Below are 14,970 nucleotides of genomic sequence, written 5' to 3'. Positions count from 1 at the left end.
GCCGTGAATGGCACATTGACGGACATAGAGTCCCTCAATGTGCCATTCACGGCACGATCCGACCGGCGGCGCCGAGTCTGGAAGGCTGGACCGGTGAAGCCCGACTGGACGGCCCCCGCGACCCGGCTCGCGGACGCGGAGTGGGTGCGGGCCCGCATCGGCGGCGCGGCGAAGCTCTACGGCTGCGCCGCGCCTGAGGTGCTGGGGACGATCTGGTGGTACTCGCTGTCGTCGGTGCTGGTGGCGCCGGCGGCGGAGAGCCTGGTGGCGGGACGACCGGTCGACCCGTCGCTGGACGCCATGGAACTCGATCTCGTCGCCGACGGGCGGTTCCTCGGCGCCCGGTCCACTCGTCCGCTCGCCGGTGGCCTCCCCGAGCTGGGCGCCGCCCTCCGCGCCGCCCTCGGCACCGCGATCGCCACCATCGCCGCCGTCAGCGGGGCACGGGAGCGCGCGCTGGGCGCGATCGCCACCGACTCCCTCGGCAACCGGCTGCTGTGGACCCCCGATCCGGAGCGCGCGATGGCCCTCGCCGAACCCCTCGTCGCCGCGATCGACCTCGGCTTGCCGAAACCCCGCTTCGTGCGCGTCGGCCGCACCCCCGCCGTACGCCGTGCCTCCTGCTGCCTGATCTACGAAGTCGGCAACCCCAAGTGCGTGAGCTGCCCGCGTCAAACACCCGCCGAGCGCGAAGCCCGCCTGAGGGCCGCCCTGGGCTAAAGAACCGCCAGCTCCAACGCCGCGAGCCGCTCCGGGTTCGCGATCACCTCGATGCCCGTGATGCGGTCGCCGTCGACCTGGAACGCCAGGACCACCGCCAGCCGCCCCTCGCGGACCATGAGCAGGCCCGGTGCGCCGTCGACCAGGGCCAGTTCGCTCACGCGGGCCCGCTCGGACGCCAGGATCGCGCCGCGGCGCACGCTCTCGACGCCGCGCAGCACGATCGGGGCCGGGCTCGGGCCGACGAACCGGTCGGCGTGCAGCACCACGTCCGGGTCCAGCAGGGCGAGCAGCGCTTCGAAGTCGCCGCAGCGTGACGCGGCCAGGAACGCTTCGACGACCTTGCGCCGCCGGGGCAGGTCCGCGTCCGGTGCCGCACCGCCCTTGACGCGGCGGCGGGCGCGGCTCGCGAGCTGCCGGGCCGCGGCCGGGGTCTTGCCGATCACCGGCGCGATCTCGTCGAACGGCACCGCGAACATGTCGTGCAGCACGAACGCGACCCGCTCGGCCGGCCCCAGCGCGTCGAGCACCACCAGCAGCGCCTGCCCGACCGAGTCGGCCAGCTCGGCCTCCTGGCCGGGGTCGCGGCGGTCGTCGTCCGGCTCGGGCCGCCCGTCCAGGGGCTCCTCGCGGTGGTTGCGGCGCGTGCGGAGCAGGGAAAGGCACAGCCGGGCGACCACGGTCGTCAGCCACGCGCCGACGTTCTCGATCTCGCCGGCGCCGGCGCGGTGGAACCGCAGCCAGGCCTCCTGGACGGCGTCGTCGGCTTCGCTCGCCGAACCCAGCATCCGGTAGGCGACCGCCCGCAGCCGCGGCCGCTCCCGCTCGAACCGCTCGGTCAGCGCGTCCACTGTGTCCCGTTCCTTCCGCCCGCCAGTCGTAGCAGTAGACCCCGCGGCGGCCGCGGATGTGACCGGAACGGAAGTGATCTCAGTCATCCGCCGCCCGGCGCAGGGCGGCGGACAGCAGCGCCACGGGTTCGGGCACCGGTCCCGGCAGCCGCGCGAGCACCACGCGCCGCCGTTCCGACGGCCCGCCGCGCACCGCCACCACCCGCACTCCCGGCGGAACCGCCTCGGCCAGCGACGCGGGCAACGTGGTCAGCCCGCACCCGGCGGCGACCAGGCGCAGCTTGGCCAGCCAGTCGCGGGCGGTGTGGGCGATCTCGGGCCGCTCGTCGAGCCCGGGCCACACGCCCATCAGGGTGGCCTCCTCCGCCGACGGCCCGGCGATCCAGCGCTGCCCACGCAGGTCCGCCACGTCGGCCTCGCCGGCACCGGCCAGCGGGTGACCGGCGGGCACCGCGAGGCAGAGGCTGCGTTCGGCGAGCGTCTCCACCCGCAGCGCCGGCGTCTCGGCGTCCGGCGGCCGGAACGGCGGGGCCGAACCGAGCACGGCCAGATCGACCGTGCCCGCGCGCAGCGCCCGGACGAGGACCGGCGTGGTGCCCTCCCGGGTGACGACGGTGACGGCGGGGTGCGTGCGCCGCAGCTCGGCGACCGCGCGCGGCACGAGCACCGCGCCCGCGCTGGGGTACCAGCCCAGCCGCACCGTCCCGGCTTCGGCGGGCAGCCCCGCCAGTTCACGGCCCGCGGCGTCGATCTCGTCGAGCACCGCGATCGCCCGCCGCAGCACGACGTTCCCGGCGGCGGTGAGGCGCACGCCGTCGGGCCGCCGCTCCAGCACCGGCGTCCCCGCCGCTCGCTCGAGCGACGCCATCTGCCGCGACACCGCGGACTGCGTGTAACCCAGTGCCGCCGCGGCCGCGGTGAGGGTGCCGCGTTCGGCGACCTCGCGGAACACGCGCAGGGCGACCAGGGAGACGTCACCGAAGTCCATGACGACTACGCATACCAGGCTTGCCGGATTCTCGCTTTTCGCATGCCCACGCCGGACTTTAGCGTGCGGGTATGACACGCATCGCTTTGGTGACCGGGGCCAACCAGGGCCTCGGCTTCGCTCTCGTCCGCGGTCTGGCCGCCCGGCTGGCTCCCGAAGACCTCGTCCTGCTCACCGGCCGCGACACCGGGCGGGTCACGGCCGCCGCCGCCCGCGTCACCGCCGACCCCGCGACGCGCAGCCGGGTCGAAGGCCGCGTCCTCGACGTCTCCGACCCGGCCGCCGTCGCTCGCCTCGCCGGGGAACTCGGCGCCGTGGACATCGTGCTCTCCAACGCCATCGGCCCGCTCGACCCGGGCCGCCCGCAGGCTGAGCAGGCCGACGTCTTCCTCGACGTCGCGAACGGCGGCACCCACGCCGTGCTCCGGTCGTTCGGGCCGGTCCTGCGGGCGGGCGGCAGGCTGATCGTCGTCGCCAGCTCGCTCGGCGCCCTCGGCCACCTGCCCGAGGCGCTGCGACCGCGGTTCGACGGCGTCCCCCTCGACGACGTCGAGAAGGCGGTCGAAGACTGGCGTTCGGCGATCCACGACGGAACCGCGCGGGAGCGGGGCTGGCCGGAGTGGATCAACGCGCCGTCCAAGGTCGCGCAGGTCGCGGCGGTGCGCGCGGTGGCGGCCGGACGCCGCGAGGCCGACGTCGCCGCCGGGACCCTGGTCGCCGCGGTCTGCCCGGGCCTGGTCGACACCCGCGCGTCACGCCCCTGGTTCAGCGACTTCAGCCAGGCACAGACCCCCGATGAGGCGGCGCGGGCGGTGCTGGACCTGGTGTTCGCCGGCCTCGACCCGGCGACCTACGGCGAGCTGGTCCGGTTCGGCCGCGTGCTGCCCTGGCACAGTGGCGCCCCGGCGGCCTGAGCCGTCAGAGCACGCAGAACTCGTTGCCCTCCGGATCGGCCATCACGAAGTGGTCGGGACGGCCGTCGAGCTCGTGCCGGTCCAGCACCGCCGCGCCCGCCGCGGTGAGCCGCGCGACCGCCTCGACGACCCGCTCCCAGCGCGTCTCCCACGGCACGTCCCGGCCGCCGCCGGCCTGGACGTCCAGGTGGAGACGGTTCTTCGCGATCTTCGACTCGGGCACCTTGAGGAAGCTGAGGCTCGGCAGGGCGCCCTCCGGATCGGAGAGGTACGCGCCGTCGCCCCACTCCGCCTCGGGCACGTCGTGGTCGGCGAACCACGCTTCCCAGCTCGCGAACCCCGCCGGAGGCGGCCGCTCGATGTAGCCGAGGGCCACCGCCCAGAACCTGGCCAGCACGCGAGGTTCCGCGCAGTCGATCGTCACGCTCCAGCGCACTGTCACGGGCTGGAGCGTAACCCCCGCCCACGCCCTGGGAGGCGTGTCATCCGGGGGACGATGCGGTTACCGTGGCCTCCGATGAGCGAACGCAGCTGGGGCTTCCGCACCCGCGCCCTGCACGCGGGCGGCACCCCCGATCCGGCGACCGGCGCGCGGGCCGTGCCGATCTACCAGACCACGAGCTTCGTCTTCGAGGACGCGGCCGACGCGGCCAGCCTGTTCGCGCTGCAGAAGTACGGCAACGTCTACAGCCGCATCGGGAACCCGACCGTCGCCGCGTTCGAGGAGCGGATCGCCAGCCTCGAAGGCGCCATCGGCGGCGTCGCCACCGCGAGCGGGCAGGCCGCGGAGTTCCTCACCTTCAGCGCGCTCACCGAGGCGGGCGACCACATCGTGTCCGCGAGCGGCCTCTACGGCGGCACGGTCACCCAGCTGACCGGCACGCTCCGGCGGTTCGGCGTCGAGACGACGTTCGTCAGCGGCGGCATCGACGGCTACGCCGCGGCGATCACCGGACGGACGCGGCTGCTCTACACCGAAGTGATCGGCAACCCCGGCGGCGCCATCGCCGACCTCGCGGCACTGGCGGATCTCGCGCACGCCCACGACATCCCGCTGGTGGTCGACGCGACGCTGGCGACACCGTACCTGTGCCGGCCGATCGAGCACGGCGCCGACATCGTGCTGCACTCGGCGACGAAGTTCCTCGGCGGCCACGGGACGACGCTCGGCGGGATCATCGTCGAGTCCGGGAAGTTCGACTGGGGCAACGGGAAGTTCCCGCGGATGACCGAGACCGTCGACAGCTACGGCGGCCTCAGGTACTGGGAGAACTTCGGCGAGTACGCGTTCTGCACCCGGCTGCGCGCCGAGCAGCTGCGGGACATCGGCGCTGCCCTTTCGCCGCACTCGGCTTTCCTGCTGCTGCAAGGGGTCGAGACACTCCCCCAGCGGATGGACGCCCACGTCGCAGGAGCCCGCGCGGTCGCCGAGTACCTCGAAGCGGACCCGCGTGTGACCTGGGTGTCCTACGCCGGGCTGCCGTCGCACCCGCACTACGACCTCGCGAAGAAGTACCTGCCCGCCGGGCCCGGCGCGGTCTTCTCCTTCGGCATCGACGGCGGCCGGGCCGCGGGCGGGAAGTTCGTCGAATCGGTCGAACTGCTGTCGCACCTGGCGAACGTCGGGGACGCGCGGACGCTCGTGATCCACCCGGCGTCGACGACGCACGCGCAGCTGTCCGCGGAACAGCTCGCCGCCGCGGGCGCCGGCCCGGACCTGATCCGGCTGTCGATCGGGCTGGAGGACGTCGACGACATCCTCTGGGACGTCGACCAGGCGCTGGGCAAGGCGGTCGCCGGATGACGCACGACGTCGGCGCGGTCGAGCGGCGCGCGATCCTGAACCGGACGAAGTCGGTGACGCTGGTCGGCGCCTCCGCCAACCCAGCGCGGCCCAGCTACTTCGTCGCGACGTACCTGCTTTCCTCGACGCGCTACGAAATCAACTTCGTCAACCCGCGCCTGGACACACTCTTCGGCAAGCCGGTGTACGCCTCCCTCAAGGACGTCCCGGGCGAACCGGACCTGGTCAGCGTGTTCCGTAAGCGCGACGACCTGCCTCAGGTGGCCGAAGAGGTGATCGACGCCGGCGCGCGGACGCTGTGGCTGCAGCTCGGCCTGTGGCACGAGCCGGTGGCTCGCCGGGCGGCCGACGCCGGGCTGGACGTCGTGATGAACCGGTGCGTGAAGATCGAGCACGCGCGCTTCGCCGGCGGGCTGCACCTGGCCGGGTTCAACACCGGCGTGATCAGCTCCCGGCGGCAGTCGGCGCCTTAGGACATATATCGCTTGCGGCGGGTTCCGGGGTGCCGGACGATGGGCCGCCGATGCCGGGACCTGCACGAACGGGTGATTCGTGTTCGATGTGATCATTGCCGGGTGCGGGCCGACCGGCGCGCTGCTGGCCGCCGAACTGCGGCTGCACGACGTGCGGGTGCTCGTTCTGGAGAAGGAAACCGAGCCCGGGTCGTTCGTCCGCGTGGTGAGCCTGCACATGCGCAGTCTCGAGCTGATGGCGATGCGCGGGCTGCTGGACCGCCTTCTCGAACACGGAAGGCGGCGGCCGGTCGGCGGGATCTTCGCCGCCATCCCCCGACCCGCGCCCGAGGACCTGGATTCCGCGTACCCCTACCTGCTGGGCATCCCGCAGCCGGTCGTCAACCACCTCCTCGAGGACCATGCGACCGAACTGGGTGCGCAGGTCCGGCGAGGGTGTGCGGTGGCCGGTTTCGAGCAGGACGACGAGGGGGTGACCGTCGAACTGGCCGGCGGGGAGCGGCTGCGGTCGCGCTATTTCGTCGGCTGTGACGGCGCGCGCAGCACGGTGCGCAAACTGCTCGGCGTCGGCTTCCCCGGCGAGCCTTCGCGGACCGAAACGTTGATGGGCGAGCTGAAAGCAACTGCGTCGCCGGAGGAGATCGCCGCCAAGGTGCGCGAAATCCGCGAGACGCATCAGCAATTCTGGCTCAGGCCCTTCGGCGAAGGGGTCTACAGCGTCGTGGTCCCGGCCGCGGAAGTGAGCGATCGCGCGGAACCGCCGTCCCTCGAGGATTTCCGGCAGCAGTTGCGTGCCATCGCCGGAACCGATTTCGGCGTGCATTCCCCGCGCTGGCTGTCCCGTTTCGGCGATGCCACGCGGCTGGCCGAGCGGTACCGGATCGGACGGGTGCTGCTGGCCGGCGACGCGGCGCACATCCACCCGCCCGCCGGCGGCCAGGGCCTCAACCTCGGTGTCCAGGACGCGGTCAACCTCGGCTGGAAGCTGGCCGCACAGGTCCGTGGCCGGGCGCCGGAAACCTTGCTGGACACCTACCACGCCGAACGCCACCCGGTCGCCGAAGCCGTCCTCGACAACACCCGTGCCCAGGTGGAACTGTCGTCCGCCGAGCCGGGCGCGCGGGCCGTGCGCAGGCTGCTCACCGAGTTGATGGACTTCGACGAGGTCAACCGGTACCTGATCGGGCAGATCACCGCGATCGACATCCGCTACGACTTCGGCGAAGGCCCGGGCCTGCCCGGCCGCCGCCTGCGCGACGTCGACCTGACCGGGGGCCGCCTCTACGACCGGTTGCGTCGGGGCCGCGGCCTGGTCCTCGACCGCACCGGACGGCTGACCGCCGAGGGCTGGGCGGACCGGGTCGACCTCCTCGCCGACCCCGCCGCGGACGTGGACGTCCCGGCGCTCCTGCTCCGCCCCGACGGCTATGTCGCCTGGATCGGCGAGCACCAGCGGGAGCTGGACGACCACCTCGCCCGCTGGTTCGGTGAGCCCGGCAAGCAGCCGAATTCAACGTGATCCACATCACTAATCAATGCGGTAACACCGGTCCTTCGGACTCGATGGATCACCCGATGGGGGAGTCCGGCCCGTAGTCCGCAAAGGGAACCACGGCGATTTCGTCGCCGGGAGCACGGATTGGGTCGAATGGAGTAAGCAGGGGAGGGAAAAGGGGCAGTCGATCGCTGCGCGTTTTCGCGTGCGGCGGTGTGCCCGGGCATCGGAAACCCCCAGTTCGTCCGAAGACACGTCACTGAGGGAGATTCGATGCCACGCTCACTCCGGAAGGCGGGAGCGGTCCTGGCCGCGCTGACGGCCACCGGTTTGCTGACCGCCCCCGCTGCCCACGCCCTCACCGGCGGCAGCCCCGTCGCCGACGGCACCTACGCCTTCACCGCCCAGATCAGCGGAGCCCACGGCTGCACCGGCGCGCTGGTCGCCCCGCAGTGGGTCCTCACCGCGGCCGCCTGCTTCGGCCCGGCGCCACTGCCCGCCGGCCCGCCCGCGACGCCGTACACGGCGACCGTCGGCCGCGCCGACCTGACCGGCACCGCCGGGCACACCGTCAAGATCACCACCCTGGTACCCGCCACCGACCGCGACGCGGTGCTGGCCAAGCTGGCCCTGCCGATCGTCGACATCGATCCCGTTCCGCTGGCCACCCGGGCCCCGGCCACCGGAGACGTCCTGCGCGTCGGCGGCTACGGCCGCACCGCCGACAAGTGGGTGCCGGACCGGCTGAGCACGGCGTTGTTCAGCGTGAGCGGCGTCAACGGCGCGGCACTGGCCGTCACCGCGGTCACCGGAGACGCCACCACCTGCATGGGCGACGCCGGCGGCCCGGCGCTGCGGGAGAACGGGACGCAGGTCGAACTGGCGGCGATCAGCGCCCGGTCGTGGCAGCACGGCTGCTTCGGCTCCACGGAAACGCGTCAGGGCACCACGGAGACCCGCGTCGACGATCTCGGCGCGTGGGTGAGCCAGGTGACCGCCCCGGTCGCCGCGGCGATCGCCGGCAAGGCCAGCGGGCAGTGCCTCGACCAGGACTGGACCGACGGCCAGGAACACCCCACGGTCAACGCGTGGCAGTGCTGGACCCCGACCTCGGACAACCAGAAGTGGACGGCCACCTGGACCGCCCGCGACACCGTCCAGATCGTGAATTCCCTCTCGGGCAAGTGCCTGGACCAGGACTACACGGGCGGCCAGCCGCACCCGCCTGTCAACGCCTGGCAGTGCTGGACCCCGCCCGCGGGCAACCAGCAGTGGATCGTCCAGCCGCACTACGACGACGGCACCGTGACGCTGGTCAACAAGCTCAGCGGGCAGTGCCTCGACCAGGACTACACGAACGGCCAGCCGCACCCCGCGATCAACGCGTGGCAGTGCTGGACCACGAACCAGCCCAACCAGCGCTGGATCCTCAACTGACCCTGCGGCTAACGGCTGTCGTGAGTGGTAAGTCGGCTTACAACCGACTTGCCACTCACGACCCCAGGGGAGAGCGGAAGCCTGACGTGCGGCCGTGAGAGGCTGGCGGCATGGCCAAACCGACCCCGCTGCAGTTCCGGAACATCCTCGTCGCCGTCCTGGCGGCGGCGGGCTTCGTCTGGAGCATCGTGGCCGGCCTGCCGTGGTGGGTGAGCGCGATCGTCGGCTGCGCGTGCGTCCTGTCGCTGGCGTCGGCCTACCTCAACCGCCCCGACGCCGGCTAACGCGTCTTGGCGAACCGGGCCTTGAGGTTCGCGCGGCCCGCTTCGGTCAGCCCGCCGAACAGCCGCAGCCTCGCCAGCCCGCCGTCCGGGTAGATGTCGAGGCGGGCCTCCGTGACCTCCGGGGCGTCCTTCAGCGCGAAACGGTGACGCGTGTCCGGCTGCAGGCGTGTCTTCGGCAGCAGGTCGACCCACTCGCCGTAGGTGCCGCGGCCGCTGACCGACGCCCAGCCGGGCGCGTTGCCCTTGAGGTTGCTCGTGTCCAGCTCGACGAAGCGGACGATGCCCGCGCCGGCCAGGCGCAGCGTCACCCAGTCGTTGCCGTCGTCGCGGCGGCGGGCCGTCTCCCAGCCTTCGGCCTGGTGCGCGGCCAGGCCGGGCGAGAGGATGTTGTTCGGCGAGGAGTAGAACCGGTTGCTGCACCCGGTGACGAGCGCGCCGTTCTGCAGCGCCGCCAGGTCGAGCGCGTCCAGGTCGAGCAGGTCCGGGTCGGGGATCGGGGCGCCGTGCACGCGCAGGCGGGCGACGCCGCCGTCCGGGTGCTGGGTCAGCCGGACGTGCGTGTACCGCCGCGAGCCGTTGACCGTGTGGAAGTTCTCGGTGTGACCGGCCGCCGGGGCGTGGTCGACGAGGACGTCCCAGTCCGCTTCGGACAGTTCCGCCGCGCTCGGGTAGCCCCCGACCGTCGTCGCCTCGACCGAGACGAACGGCGGGTAGTTCCCCTTGAAGAACGCCGTGTCGACGATGACGCCGGTGACCGTGCCGGCCAGCCCGAGCCGCAGGATCGCCTGGTCGTCGCCCGGTTCGCGGTGGCGGCGGGTCTCCCAGCCGTCGTAGACCTGTCCCTTGGGCCCGAACGTCTCGGCGCGGTGCGCGGGTGTCCAGGGGTTGACGAGGTTCTCCTTCTCGGCGAACAGCTCGTCGGTCGCCCACATTACCGTCCCGCCGAAGCGGCGTGACGCGAGGTCGGGCAGTTCTGTCCATTCGGGACGGTCGGACACGGCGGCCTCCATCTCAGCATTCTCCCCGGATCAGCAACGCGCCGCGGGGCTCGTCGCCGGTGATTTCGGCGCCCCGCAGCCACGTGGAGCGCACGACACCGGCGAGCGGGCGCCGGTCGTAGGCGCTGACCGGGTTGCGGTGCTTCAGTTTCGCGACGTCGACCACGAACGCCTCGTCCGGCGCGAAGACGCAGAAATCGGCGTCGTAGCCGGGCGCCAGGTGGCCCTTGCGGCGCATCCCGGCCTGCGCGGCCGGGCGCTCGGCCATCCAGCGGACGACGTCGGTGAGCGCGAACCCGCGCTGCCGCGCCTGCGTCCAGATCGCCGGGAGACCGAGCTGCAGGCTCGAAATCCCGCCCCAGGCCTCACCGAAGTCGCCACTGTCGAACCGTTTCAGCTCCGGCGTGCACGGCGAGTGGTCGCTGACGATCGTGTCGATCACGCCGTCCGCGAGCCCCTGCCACAGCTGCTCGCGGTTGGCCGCCTCGCGGATCGGCGGGCAGCACTTGAACTGCGTCGCGCCGTCGCGGATCTCCTCGGCGACGAAGCTGAGGTAGTGCGGGCAGGTCTCCGCCGTCAAGGCCACGCCGTCCCGGCGCGCCTCGGCGATCAGCGGCAGAGCGTCCGAAGAGGACAGGTGCAGGATGTGCGCGCGGGCGTCGTTCCGGCGGGCCGCGTCGATCACATGCGAGATCGCGAGGTTCTCCGCCTGACGCGGCCGGGAGCGAAGAAAGTCGACATAGCGACCACCGTGCGGCTCGGGGGCGTCGTCGATCTCGTGCGCGTCTTCGGCGTGGACGATCATCAGCGCGTCGAAGGAACTCAGCTCCCGCAACGCTTCGTCCAGCCCGTCCGGGTCGAGGGGCGGGAACTCGTCGACGCCGGAGTGCAGCAGGAAGCACTTGAAGCCGAACACCCCGGCTTCGTGCAGGCCGCGCAGCTCGGCGGCGTTGCCCGGGATCGCGCCGCCCCAGAAGCCGACGTCGACGTGCACCCGGCCGGCCGCCGCCTTGCGCTTGACCTCCAGGGCCGCGACGTCGACGGTCGGCGGCAGGCTGTTGAGCGGCATGTCCACGATCGTGGTCACCCCGCCGGCCGCGGCCGCGCGGGTCGCCGTCTCGAAGCCCTCCCACTCGGCGCGGCCGGGATCGTTGACGTGGACGTGCGTGTCGACGAGCCCGGGCAGCAGCACGACGTCGTCGCCGAGGTCGAGGACGCGGTCCCCGGACAGCCGGGTGCCGCCGGGTTCGACCGCGACGATCCGGCCGCCGTCGACGCCGACGGTCGCCGGGACCTCGCCCTCGGCCGTCACGGCCCGGGCGGCGCGCACCACAAGATCCATCCGAAACCCTTCGTCGGGAAGATTGACACCGCCGATTTCACAGACCGGAAAGACGGTTTCGCACAACGACACTAACCACGGCGCGCGCCGCTCGTCAACGACGGACATCACGCGTTACGGTCATCTTCGTGCGGCTTGAGGCGGAGTTCACCAGCGAACCGTTCCACGGGGAGGGTTCGCCGCCCGAGCACGCCGTCGCCGCCCGCGACGCCGCCACGGAAGCCGGGCTGGACACCGATTTCGGGCCACTGGGGACGCTGGCTCGCGGCGAAGCGAAGGAACTGCTCGACGCCCTGCCGGCGATCGCGAAGGCCGCCCTGGAAGGTGGCGCCACGCGGGTCACACTGCAGCTGCGCCGGGCCGACGAGCCGGGGAGCGCGCCCGTCGTCGAACTGAACGACGCGCTGGCCCGGCTCATCGCCGACGTCGAGCGGGAACTGGGCGCCAAGCTGGGCGAACTCGACCGCGCGGGCAAGCAGCGGGCGGTGCGGCTACTGCGTGAACGCGGCGCCTTCGGCCTGCGGAAATCGGTGTCGTCGGTGGCCGACGCGCTGGGGGTCACGCGGTTCACCGTCTACAACTACCTCAACCGGGAAGCCGACTGACCAGGCGTTTCAACAAAATGTTGACGGAACTCGGAGGTCGACGTACGGTCAGCCCGTGCTGCTCACCGACTTCAACACCACCGACGTCCGGCCACTGCTGGCGGAATGCCTCGCCGTGCCCCGGTGGGTCGACGCCGTGCTGGCCGGGCGCCCGTACGCCGATCTCGACGCGCTGAAGGCCGCCGCGGACCTGCCGTTGACCAGCGACGAGATCCGGCAGGCGATGGCCGCACACCCGCGGATCGGCGAGAAACCGGCGAGCGGCTGGGCGCGCTCCGAACAGTCCGGTGTGGACAATGCGGACGTGTTCGCCGTGGCGAACGCCGAGTACGAAGCCAAGTTCGGCCACGTGTACCTGGTCTGCGCGAGCGGCCGCAGCGGCGAGGAGCTGCTGAAGATCCTGCGTGAGCGGCTGGCCAACGACCCCGCGACCGAGCTGGCCGTCGCGGGCCGCGAGCTGCTGAAGATCGCCGAACTCCGACTCGCGAAAGCGGTGACCGCGTGAGCCTCGTGACCACCCACGTCCTCGACACGGCTGCCGGGCGCCCCGCGGCCGGAATCGCCGTCCGCTTCGAGACCGCCGAGGGGAAGCCGATCGCCGAGGGCCGCACCGACGACGACGGCCGCGTCCGCGACCTCGGCCCCGAAACCCTGGCACCCGGCCTGTACCGGCTGGTCTTCGCGACCGGCGCGTACCTGGGCCCGGACGCGTTCTTCCCGGAGGTCGCGCTCGCCTTCCGGATCACCGACGGGACCGCGCACCACCACGTGCCGCTCCTGCTCAGCCCGTTCGCCTATTCGACCTACCGAGGGAGCTGACCGTGGGCATCACCCTGGGCCCCAACCAGTACGGCAAGGCGGAGGTCCGCCTGGTGACGGTGCGCCGCGACGGCCCGGTGCACCACCTGAAGGACCTGACCGTGTCGACGTCACTGCGCGGCGAGCTGGCCGCGACGCATCTGACCGGCGACAACGCCGGCGTGCTGGCGACGGACACGCAGAAGAACACCGTGTACGCCTTCGCGAAGGAGGCGCCCGTCGGCGAGATCGAGGACTTCGGCCTGCGCCTGGCCCGCCACTTCGTCGGCACCCAGGAGAACATCACCGGCGCCCGCGTCAAGATCGACGAGCACGGCTGGAACCGGATCCCGGTCGACGGCGAGCCGCACGACCACGCGTTCAGCCGCGCGGGCGACGAGCGGCGCACGACAGCGGTGACGATCCGGGACGGCCGCGCCTGGATCGTGTCCGGGGTGGACGGCCTGACCCTGCTCAAGTCGACCGGCTCGGAGTTCCACGGGTTCCCCCGCGACGAGTACACGACGCTGGCGGAGACCGCCGACCGCATCCTGGCAACGGCCGTCACGGCCCGCTGGCGCTACCAGGGCGAGGACATCGACTGGGCTTCTTCACACCGCGAAATCAGGCGGTTGATGCTGGAGACGTTCGCGACGAAGCACAGCCTTTCGCTGCAGCAGACGCTGTACGCGATGGGCTCGTCGGTGCTGGAGGCACGGCCCGAGGTCGCGGAGGTGCGGCTTTCGCTGCCGAACAAGCACCACTTTCTGGTGGACCTGAGCCCGTTCGGGCTGAAGAACGAGAACGAGGTGTTCTACGCGGCGGACCGGCCGTACGGGTTGATCGAGGGAACGGTCCTGCGCGACGACGCCGAGGACGCCGGGCCGGCCTGGGATCTCCACTAGCCGGACCGCTCCTCCCAGCAGCCCGACCCGCCCGGGCAGTGGCCCTGCGCCGGAATGCGTGGCGGCCGCCGCGGCGATGTCATGAACGACCCTTTCACCTCGTCCGACGAGGTGAAAGGGTCGTTCAAGTGGTCTGGCGAGCCGCTGACTCGGCCGCTTCACCGCCGACAGCCGGGCGGGACCGGGACCGTGGTTCCGAAGGTCGCGAATGAGTCATTGGGGACCTCACACGCCCCGAATGAGGCATTCGCGACCCCAGTGGGCAGCCCGCGGCCACGTTTCGACCGTGGAGCACACCCCGGCCTCGACGTAGGGGCCAAGCCGAAGCAGCCCCACCCTCCCGGGCAGGGTTCCGGCAAAGTCGCGCCCGGCTCGCGGCTCGCAAGAGGTCTTGAATGACTCATTCAGGTCTTCGGAGGTCCTGAATGAGTCATTCAAGACACCGCGGCAGCAGCGGCAGCCACGCACGCCGACGATGAGCCTGGGCCCTGCCCCACGCGCCACCCGTCCCGGAAACTTCCCCCGCCCTCCCTGGGGGGCGTGCCCAAGTCCAGTCTATCGGGGCCTCCCGACGAGAAGCCGGAAAAGGCCATTGCGGGGCCGGGTTGTCCACATCGCGGCGAGGCTGTGGACAACCCGGATCGAGCTAGGTAGATCGCTCTATCATCGGACGCGTGGCAGGGACCAAGGAACGCATCATGGCCGCCGGCGCCGAGTTGTTCCGGCGCAACGGCTACGCCGGTACCGGGCTGAAGCAGATCGTGAGCGAGGCCAACGCACCCTTCGGGTCGCTGTACCACTTCTTCCCCGGTGGCAAGGAACAGCTCGGCGAGGAGGTCATCCGCACCTCCGGGCTCGCCTACATCGCGCTGTTCGACCTCTTCATCGCGCCCGCCGAAGACGTCATCAGCGGCATCGAAGCCTTCTTCGCCGCCGGGATCGCCACCCTCGAAGCCACCGGCTACGTCGAGGGCTGCCCGATCGCGACCGTTGCTCTCGAGGTCGCCGCCACCAACGAACCTCTCCGGAAAGCCACCGCCGACGTCTTCACCGCGTGGATCGACGCCGGGACCGAGAAGTTCGCGCGCTTCGGCCTCGAAACGGCGGCCGCCCGGACGCTCACCATCACCGCCGTCAACAACCTCGAAGGCGCCTTCGTGCTCTGCCGCTCGCTGCGGGACACCGAAGCGATGGCCGTCGCGGGCGCTGCGACCGTTGACGTCGCGCGTCGGCTTCTCAACGAGAACGCACAACTTTAGTCGGGAATCCAACACAAATCCCCAAGATGGCGCTTGACCGCGCAGCAACCGACACGGATGCTGCGCAGCGAGAAGTGGTCTAGTCCTCCTGCCTCAC

17 protein-coding genes are annotated in these 14,970 nt (G+C 71.8%); 12 read left to right on the top strand and 5 right to left on the bottom strand.

Annotation, left to right across the window (positions count from 1 at the left end):
* Nucleotides 1-93 precede the first annotated feature (93 nt).
* Nucleotides 94-720, top strand: a complete 627-nt coding sequence (locus A3CE_RS0133325) for a (2Fe-2S)-binding protein (protein ID WP_020644440.1) — start codon at nucleotides 94-96, stop codon at nucleotides 718-720.
* Here the strand turns inward: A3CE_RS0133325 and A3CE_RS0133320 are convergent.
* Complete coding sequence (locus tag A3CE_RS0133320; RefSeq protein WP_020644439.1) at nucleotides 717-1,571, bottom strand: sigma-70 family RNA polymerase sigma factor; 855 nt, start codon at nucleotides 1,569-1,571, stop codon at nucleotides 717-719. The two genes, A3CE_RS0133325 and A3CE_RS0133320, sit on opposite strands and share 4 nt — an antisense overlap.
* Nucleotides 1,572-1,650: 79 nt before the next feature.
* Entirely contained in the window at nucleotides 1,651-2,559 is a 909-nt protein-coding gene (locus tag A3CE_RS0133315) for a LysR family transcriptional regulator (protein WP_020644438.1), read from the bottom strand.
* A gap of 71 nt (nucleotides 2,560-2,630) precedes the next feature.
* On the opposite strand from A3CE_RS0133315, the gene A3CE_RS0133310 reads away from it, so the two are divergent.
* Nucleotides 2,631-3,473: an SDR family NAD(P)-dependent oxidoreductase gene (locus A3CE_RS0133310; RefSeq protein ID WP_020644437.1), complete on the top strand. Its 843-nt coding sequence runs from the start codon at nucleotides 2,631-2,633 to the stop codon at nucleotides 3,471-3,473.
* 4 nt (nucleotides 3,474-3,477) lie between these two features.
* Here A3CE_RS0133310 and A3CE_RS0133305 read toward each other — a convergent pair whose 3' ends face one another.
* Entirely contained in the window at nucleotides 3,478-3,915 is a 438-nt protein-coding gene (locus A3CE_RS0133305; RefSeq protein ID WP_043791211.1) for a VOC family protein, read from the bottom strand.
* A gap of 75 nt (nucleotides 3,916-3,990) precedes the next feature.
* On the opposite strand from A3CE_RS0133305, the gene A3CE_RS0133300 reads away from it, so the two are divergent.
* The 5 genes from A3CE_RS0133300 (at nucleotide 3,991) to A3CE_RS57505 (ending at nucleotide 8,966) form a co-directional block, all read left to right on the top strand.
* A complete protein-coding gene (locus tag A3CE_RS0133300) occupies nucleotides 3,991-5,277 on the top strand; it encodes an O-acetylhomoserine aminocarboxypropyltransferase/cysteine synthase family protein (RefSeq protein ID WP_020644435.1) in 1,287 nt (428 codons plus the stop codon).
* A complete protein-coding gene (locus A3CE_RS0133295; protein ID WP_020644434.1) occupies nucleotides 5,274-5,750 on the top strand; it encodes a CoA-binding protein in 477 nt (158 codons plus the stop codon). Before A3CE_RS0133300 ends, A3CE_RS0133295 begins: the two co-directional genes overlap by 4 nt.
* A 79-nt stretch (nucleotides 5,751-5,829) precedes the next feature.
* A complete protein-coding gene (locus A3CE_RS0133290) occupies nucleotides 5,830-7,269 on the top strand; it encodes an FAD-dependent monooxygenase (protein WP_020644433.1) in 1,440 nt (479 codons plus the stop codon).
* A gap of 249 nt (nucleotides 7,270-7,518) precedes the next feature.
* Nucleotides 7,519-8,682 (top strand): trypsin-like serine protease, encoded by a 1,164-nt coding sequence (locus A3CE_RS53675; RefSeq protein WP_051183805.1) that lies wholly within the window; start codon nucleotides 7,519-7,521, stop codon nucleotides 8,680-8,682.
* Between the two features lie 110 nt (nucleotides 8,683-8,792).
* Complete coding sequence (locus A3CE_RS57505; RefSeq protein ID WP_020644432.1) at nucleotides 8,793-8,966, top strand: hypothetical protein; 174 nt, start codon at nucleotides 8,793-8,795, stop codon at nucleotides 8,964-8,966.
* Here the strand turns inward: A3CE_RS57505 and alc are convergent.
* Both alc and allB read right to left on the bottom strand, forming a co-directional pair.
* Nucleotides 8,963-9,976, bottom strand: a complete 1,014-nt coding sequence (gene alc, locus A3CE_RS0133275) for an allantoicase (RefSeq protein ID WP_020644431.1) — start codon at nucleotides 9,974-9,976, stop codon at nucleotides 8,963-8,965. The two genes, A3CE_RS57505 and alc, sit on opposite strands and share 4 nt — an antisense overlap.
* 1 nt (nucleotide 9,977) lies before the next feature.
* Nucleotides 9,978-11,306 (bottom strand): allantoinase AllB, encoded by a 1,329-nt coding sequence (gene allB, locus A3CE_RS0133270; protein ID WP_026469114.1) that lies wholly within the window; start codon nucleotides 11,304-11,306, stop codon nucleotides 9,978-9,980.
* Between the two features lie 128 nt (nucleotides 11,307-11,434).
* On the opposite strand from allB, the gene A3CE_RS0133265 reads away from it, so the two are divergent.
* The 5 genes from A3CE_RS0133265 (at nucleotide 11,435) to A3CE_RS0133245 (ending at nucleotide 14,873) form a co-directional block, all read left to right on the top strand.
* The gene (locus A3CE_RS0133265) at nucleotides 11,435-11,911 is read left to right on the top strand and encodes a helix-turn-helix domain-containing protein (RefSeq protein ID WP_020644429.1); all 477 of its coding nucleotides are present in this window, start codon (nucleotides 11,435-11,437) and stop codon (nucleotides 11,909-11,911) included.
* A gap of 55 nt (nucleotides 11,912-11,966) precedes the next feature.
* On the top strand, nucleotides 11,967-12,416 hold the full coding sequence (uraD, locus tag A3CE_RS0133260; protein ID WP_020644428.1) for a 2-oxo-4-hydroxy-4-carboxy-5-ureidoimidazoline decarboxylase: 450 nt from the start codon (nucleotides 11,967-11,969) through the stop codon (nucleotides 12,414-12,416).
* Nucleotides 12,413-12,730 (top strand): hydroxyisourate hydrolase, encoded by a 318-nt coding sequence (gene uraH, locus A3CE_RS0133255; RefSeq protein WP_020644427.1) that lies wholly within the window; start codon nucleotides 12,413-12,415, stop codon nucleotides 12,728-12,730. The genes uraD and uraH overlap by 4 nt, the downstream gene beginning before the upstream one ends.
* 2 nt (nucleotides 12,731-12,732) lie before the next feature.
* On the top strand, nucleotides 12,733-13,614 hold the full coding sequence (pucL, locus tag A3CE_RS0133250) for a factor-independent urate hydroxylase (protein ID WP_020644426.1): 882 nt from the start codon (nucleotides 12,733-12,735) through the stop codon (nucleotides 13,612-13,614).
* 674 nt (nucleotides 13,615-14,288) lie between these two features.
* Entirely contained in the window at nucleotides 14,289-14,873 is a 585-nt protein-coding gene (locus A3CE_RS0133245) for a TetR/AcrR family transcriptional regulator (protein ID WP_446650575.1), read from the top strand.
* Nucleotides 14,874-14,970: the final 97 nt, after the last annotated feature.

It is taken from the genome of Amycolatopsis balhimycina FH 1894 (assembly GCF_000384295.1).
GTDB classification, from domain to species: Bacteria; Actinomycetota; Actinomycetes; order Mycobacteriales; family Pseudonocardiaceae; genus Amycolatopsis; species Amycolatopsis balhimycina.
The sequence above is the reverse complement of the archived record's forward strand: the minus strand, read 5'-3'. Positions and strand labels throughout refer to the sequence as shown.

Excerpts from the sequence above, each read along its gene's own strand:
- A3CE_RS0133315 (WP_020644438.1), bottom strand. The coding sequence starts at position 2,559 with ATGGACTTCGGTGACGTCTCCCTGGTCGCCCTGCGCGTGTTCCGCGAG.
- allB (WP_026469114.1), bottom strand. The coding sequence starts at position 11,306 with ATGGATCTTGTGGTGCGCGCCGCCCGGGCCGTGACGGCCGAGGGCGAG.
- A3CE_RS57505 (WP_020644432.1), top strand. The coding sequence starts at position 8,793 with ATGGCCAAACCGACCCCGCTGCAGTTCCGGAACATCCTCGTCGCCGTC.
- A3CE_RS0133310 (WP_020644437.1), top strand. The coding sequence starts at position 2,631 with ATGACACGCATCGCTTTGGTGACCGGGGCCAACCAGGGCCTCGGCTTC.
- A3CE_RS53675 (WP_051183805.1), top strand. The coding sequence starts at position 7,519 with ATGCCACGCTCACTCCGGAAGGCGGGAGCGGTCCTGGCCGCGCTGACG.
- A3CE_RS0133300 (WP_020644435.1), top strand. The coding sequence starts at position 3,991 with ATGAGCGAACGCAGCTGGGGCTTCCGCACCCGCGCCCTGCACGCGGGC.
- alc (WP_020644431.1), bottom strand. The coding sequence starts at position 9,976 with ATGGAGGCCGCCGTGTCCGACCGTCCCGAATGGACAGAACTGCCCGAC.
- A3CE_RS0133295 (WP_020644434.1), top strand. The coding sequence starts at position 5,274 with ATGACGCACGACGTCGGCGCGGTCGAGCGGCGCGCGATCCTGAACCGG.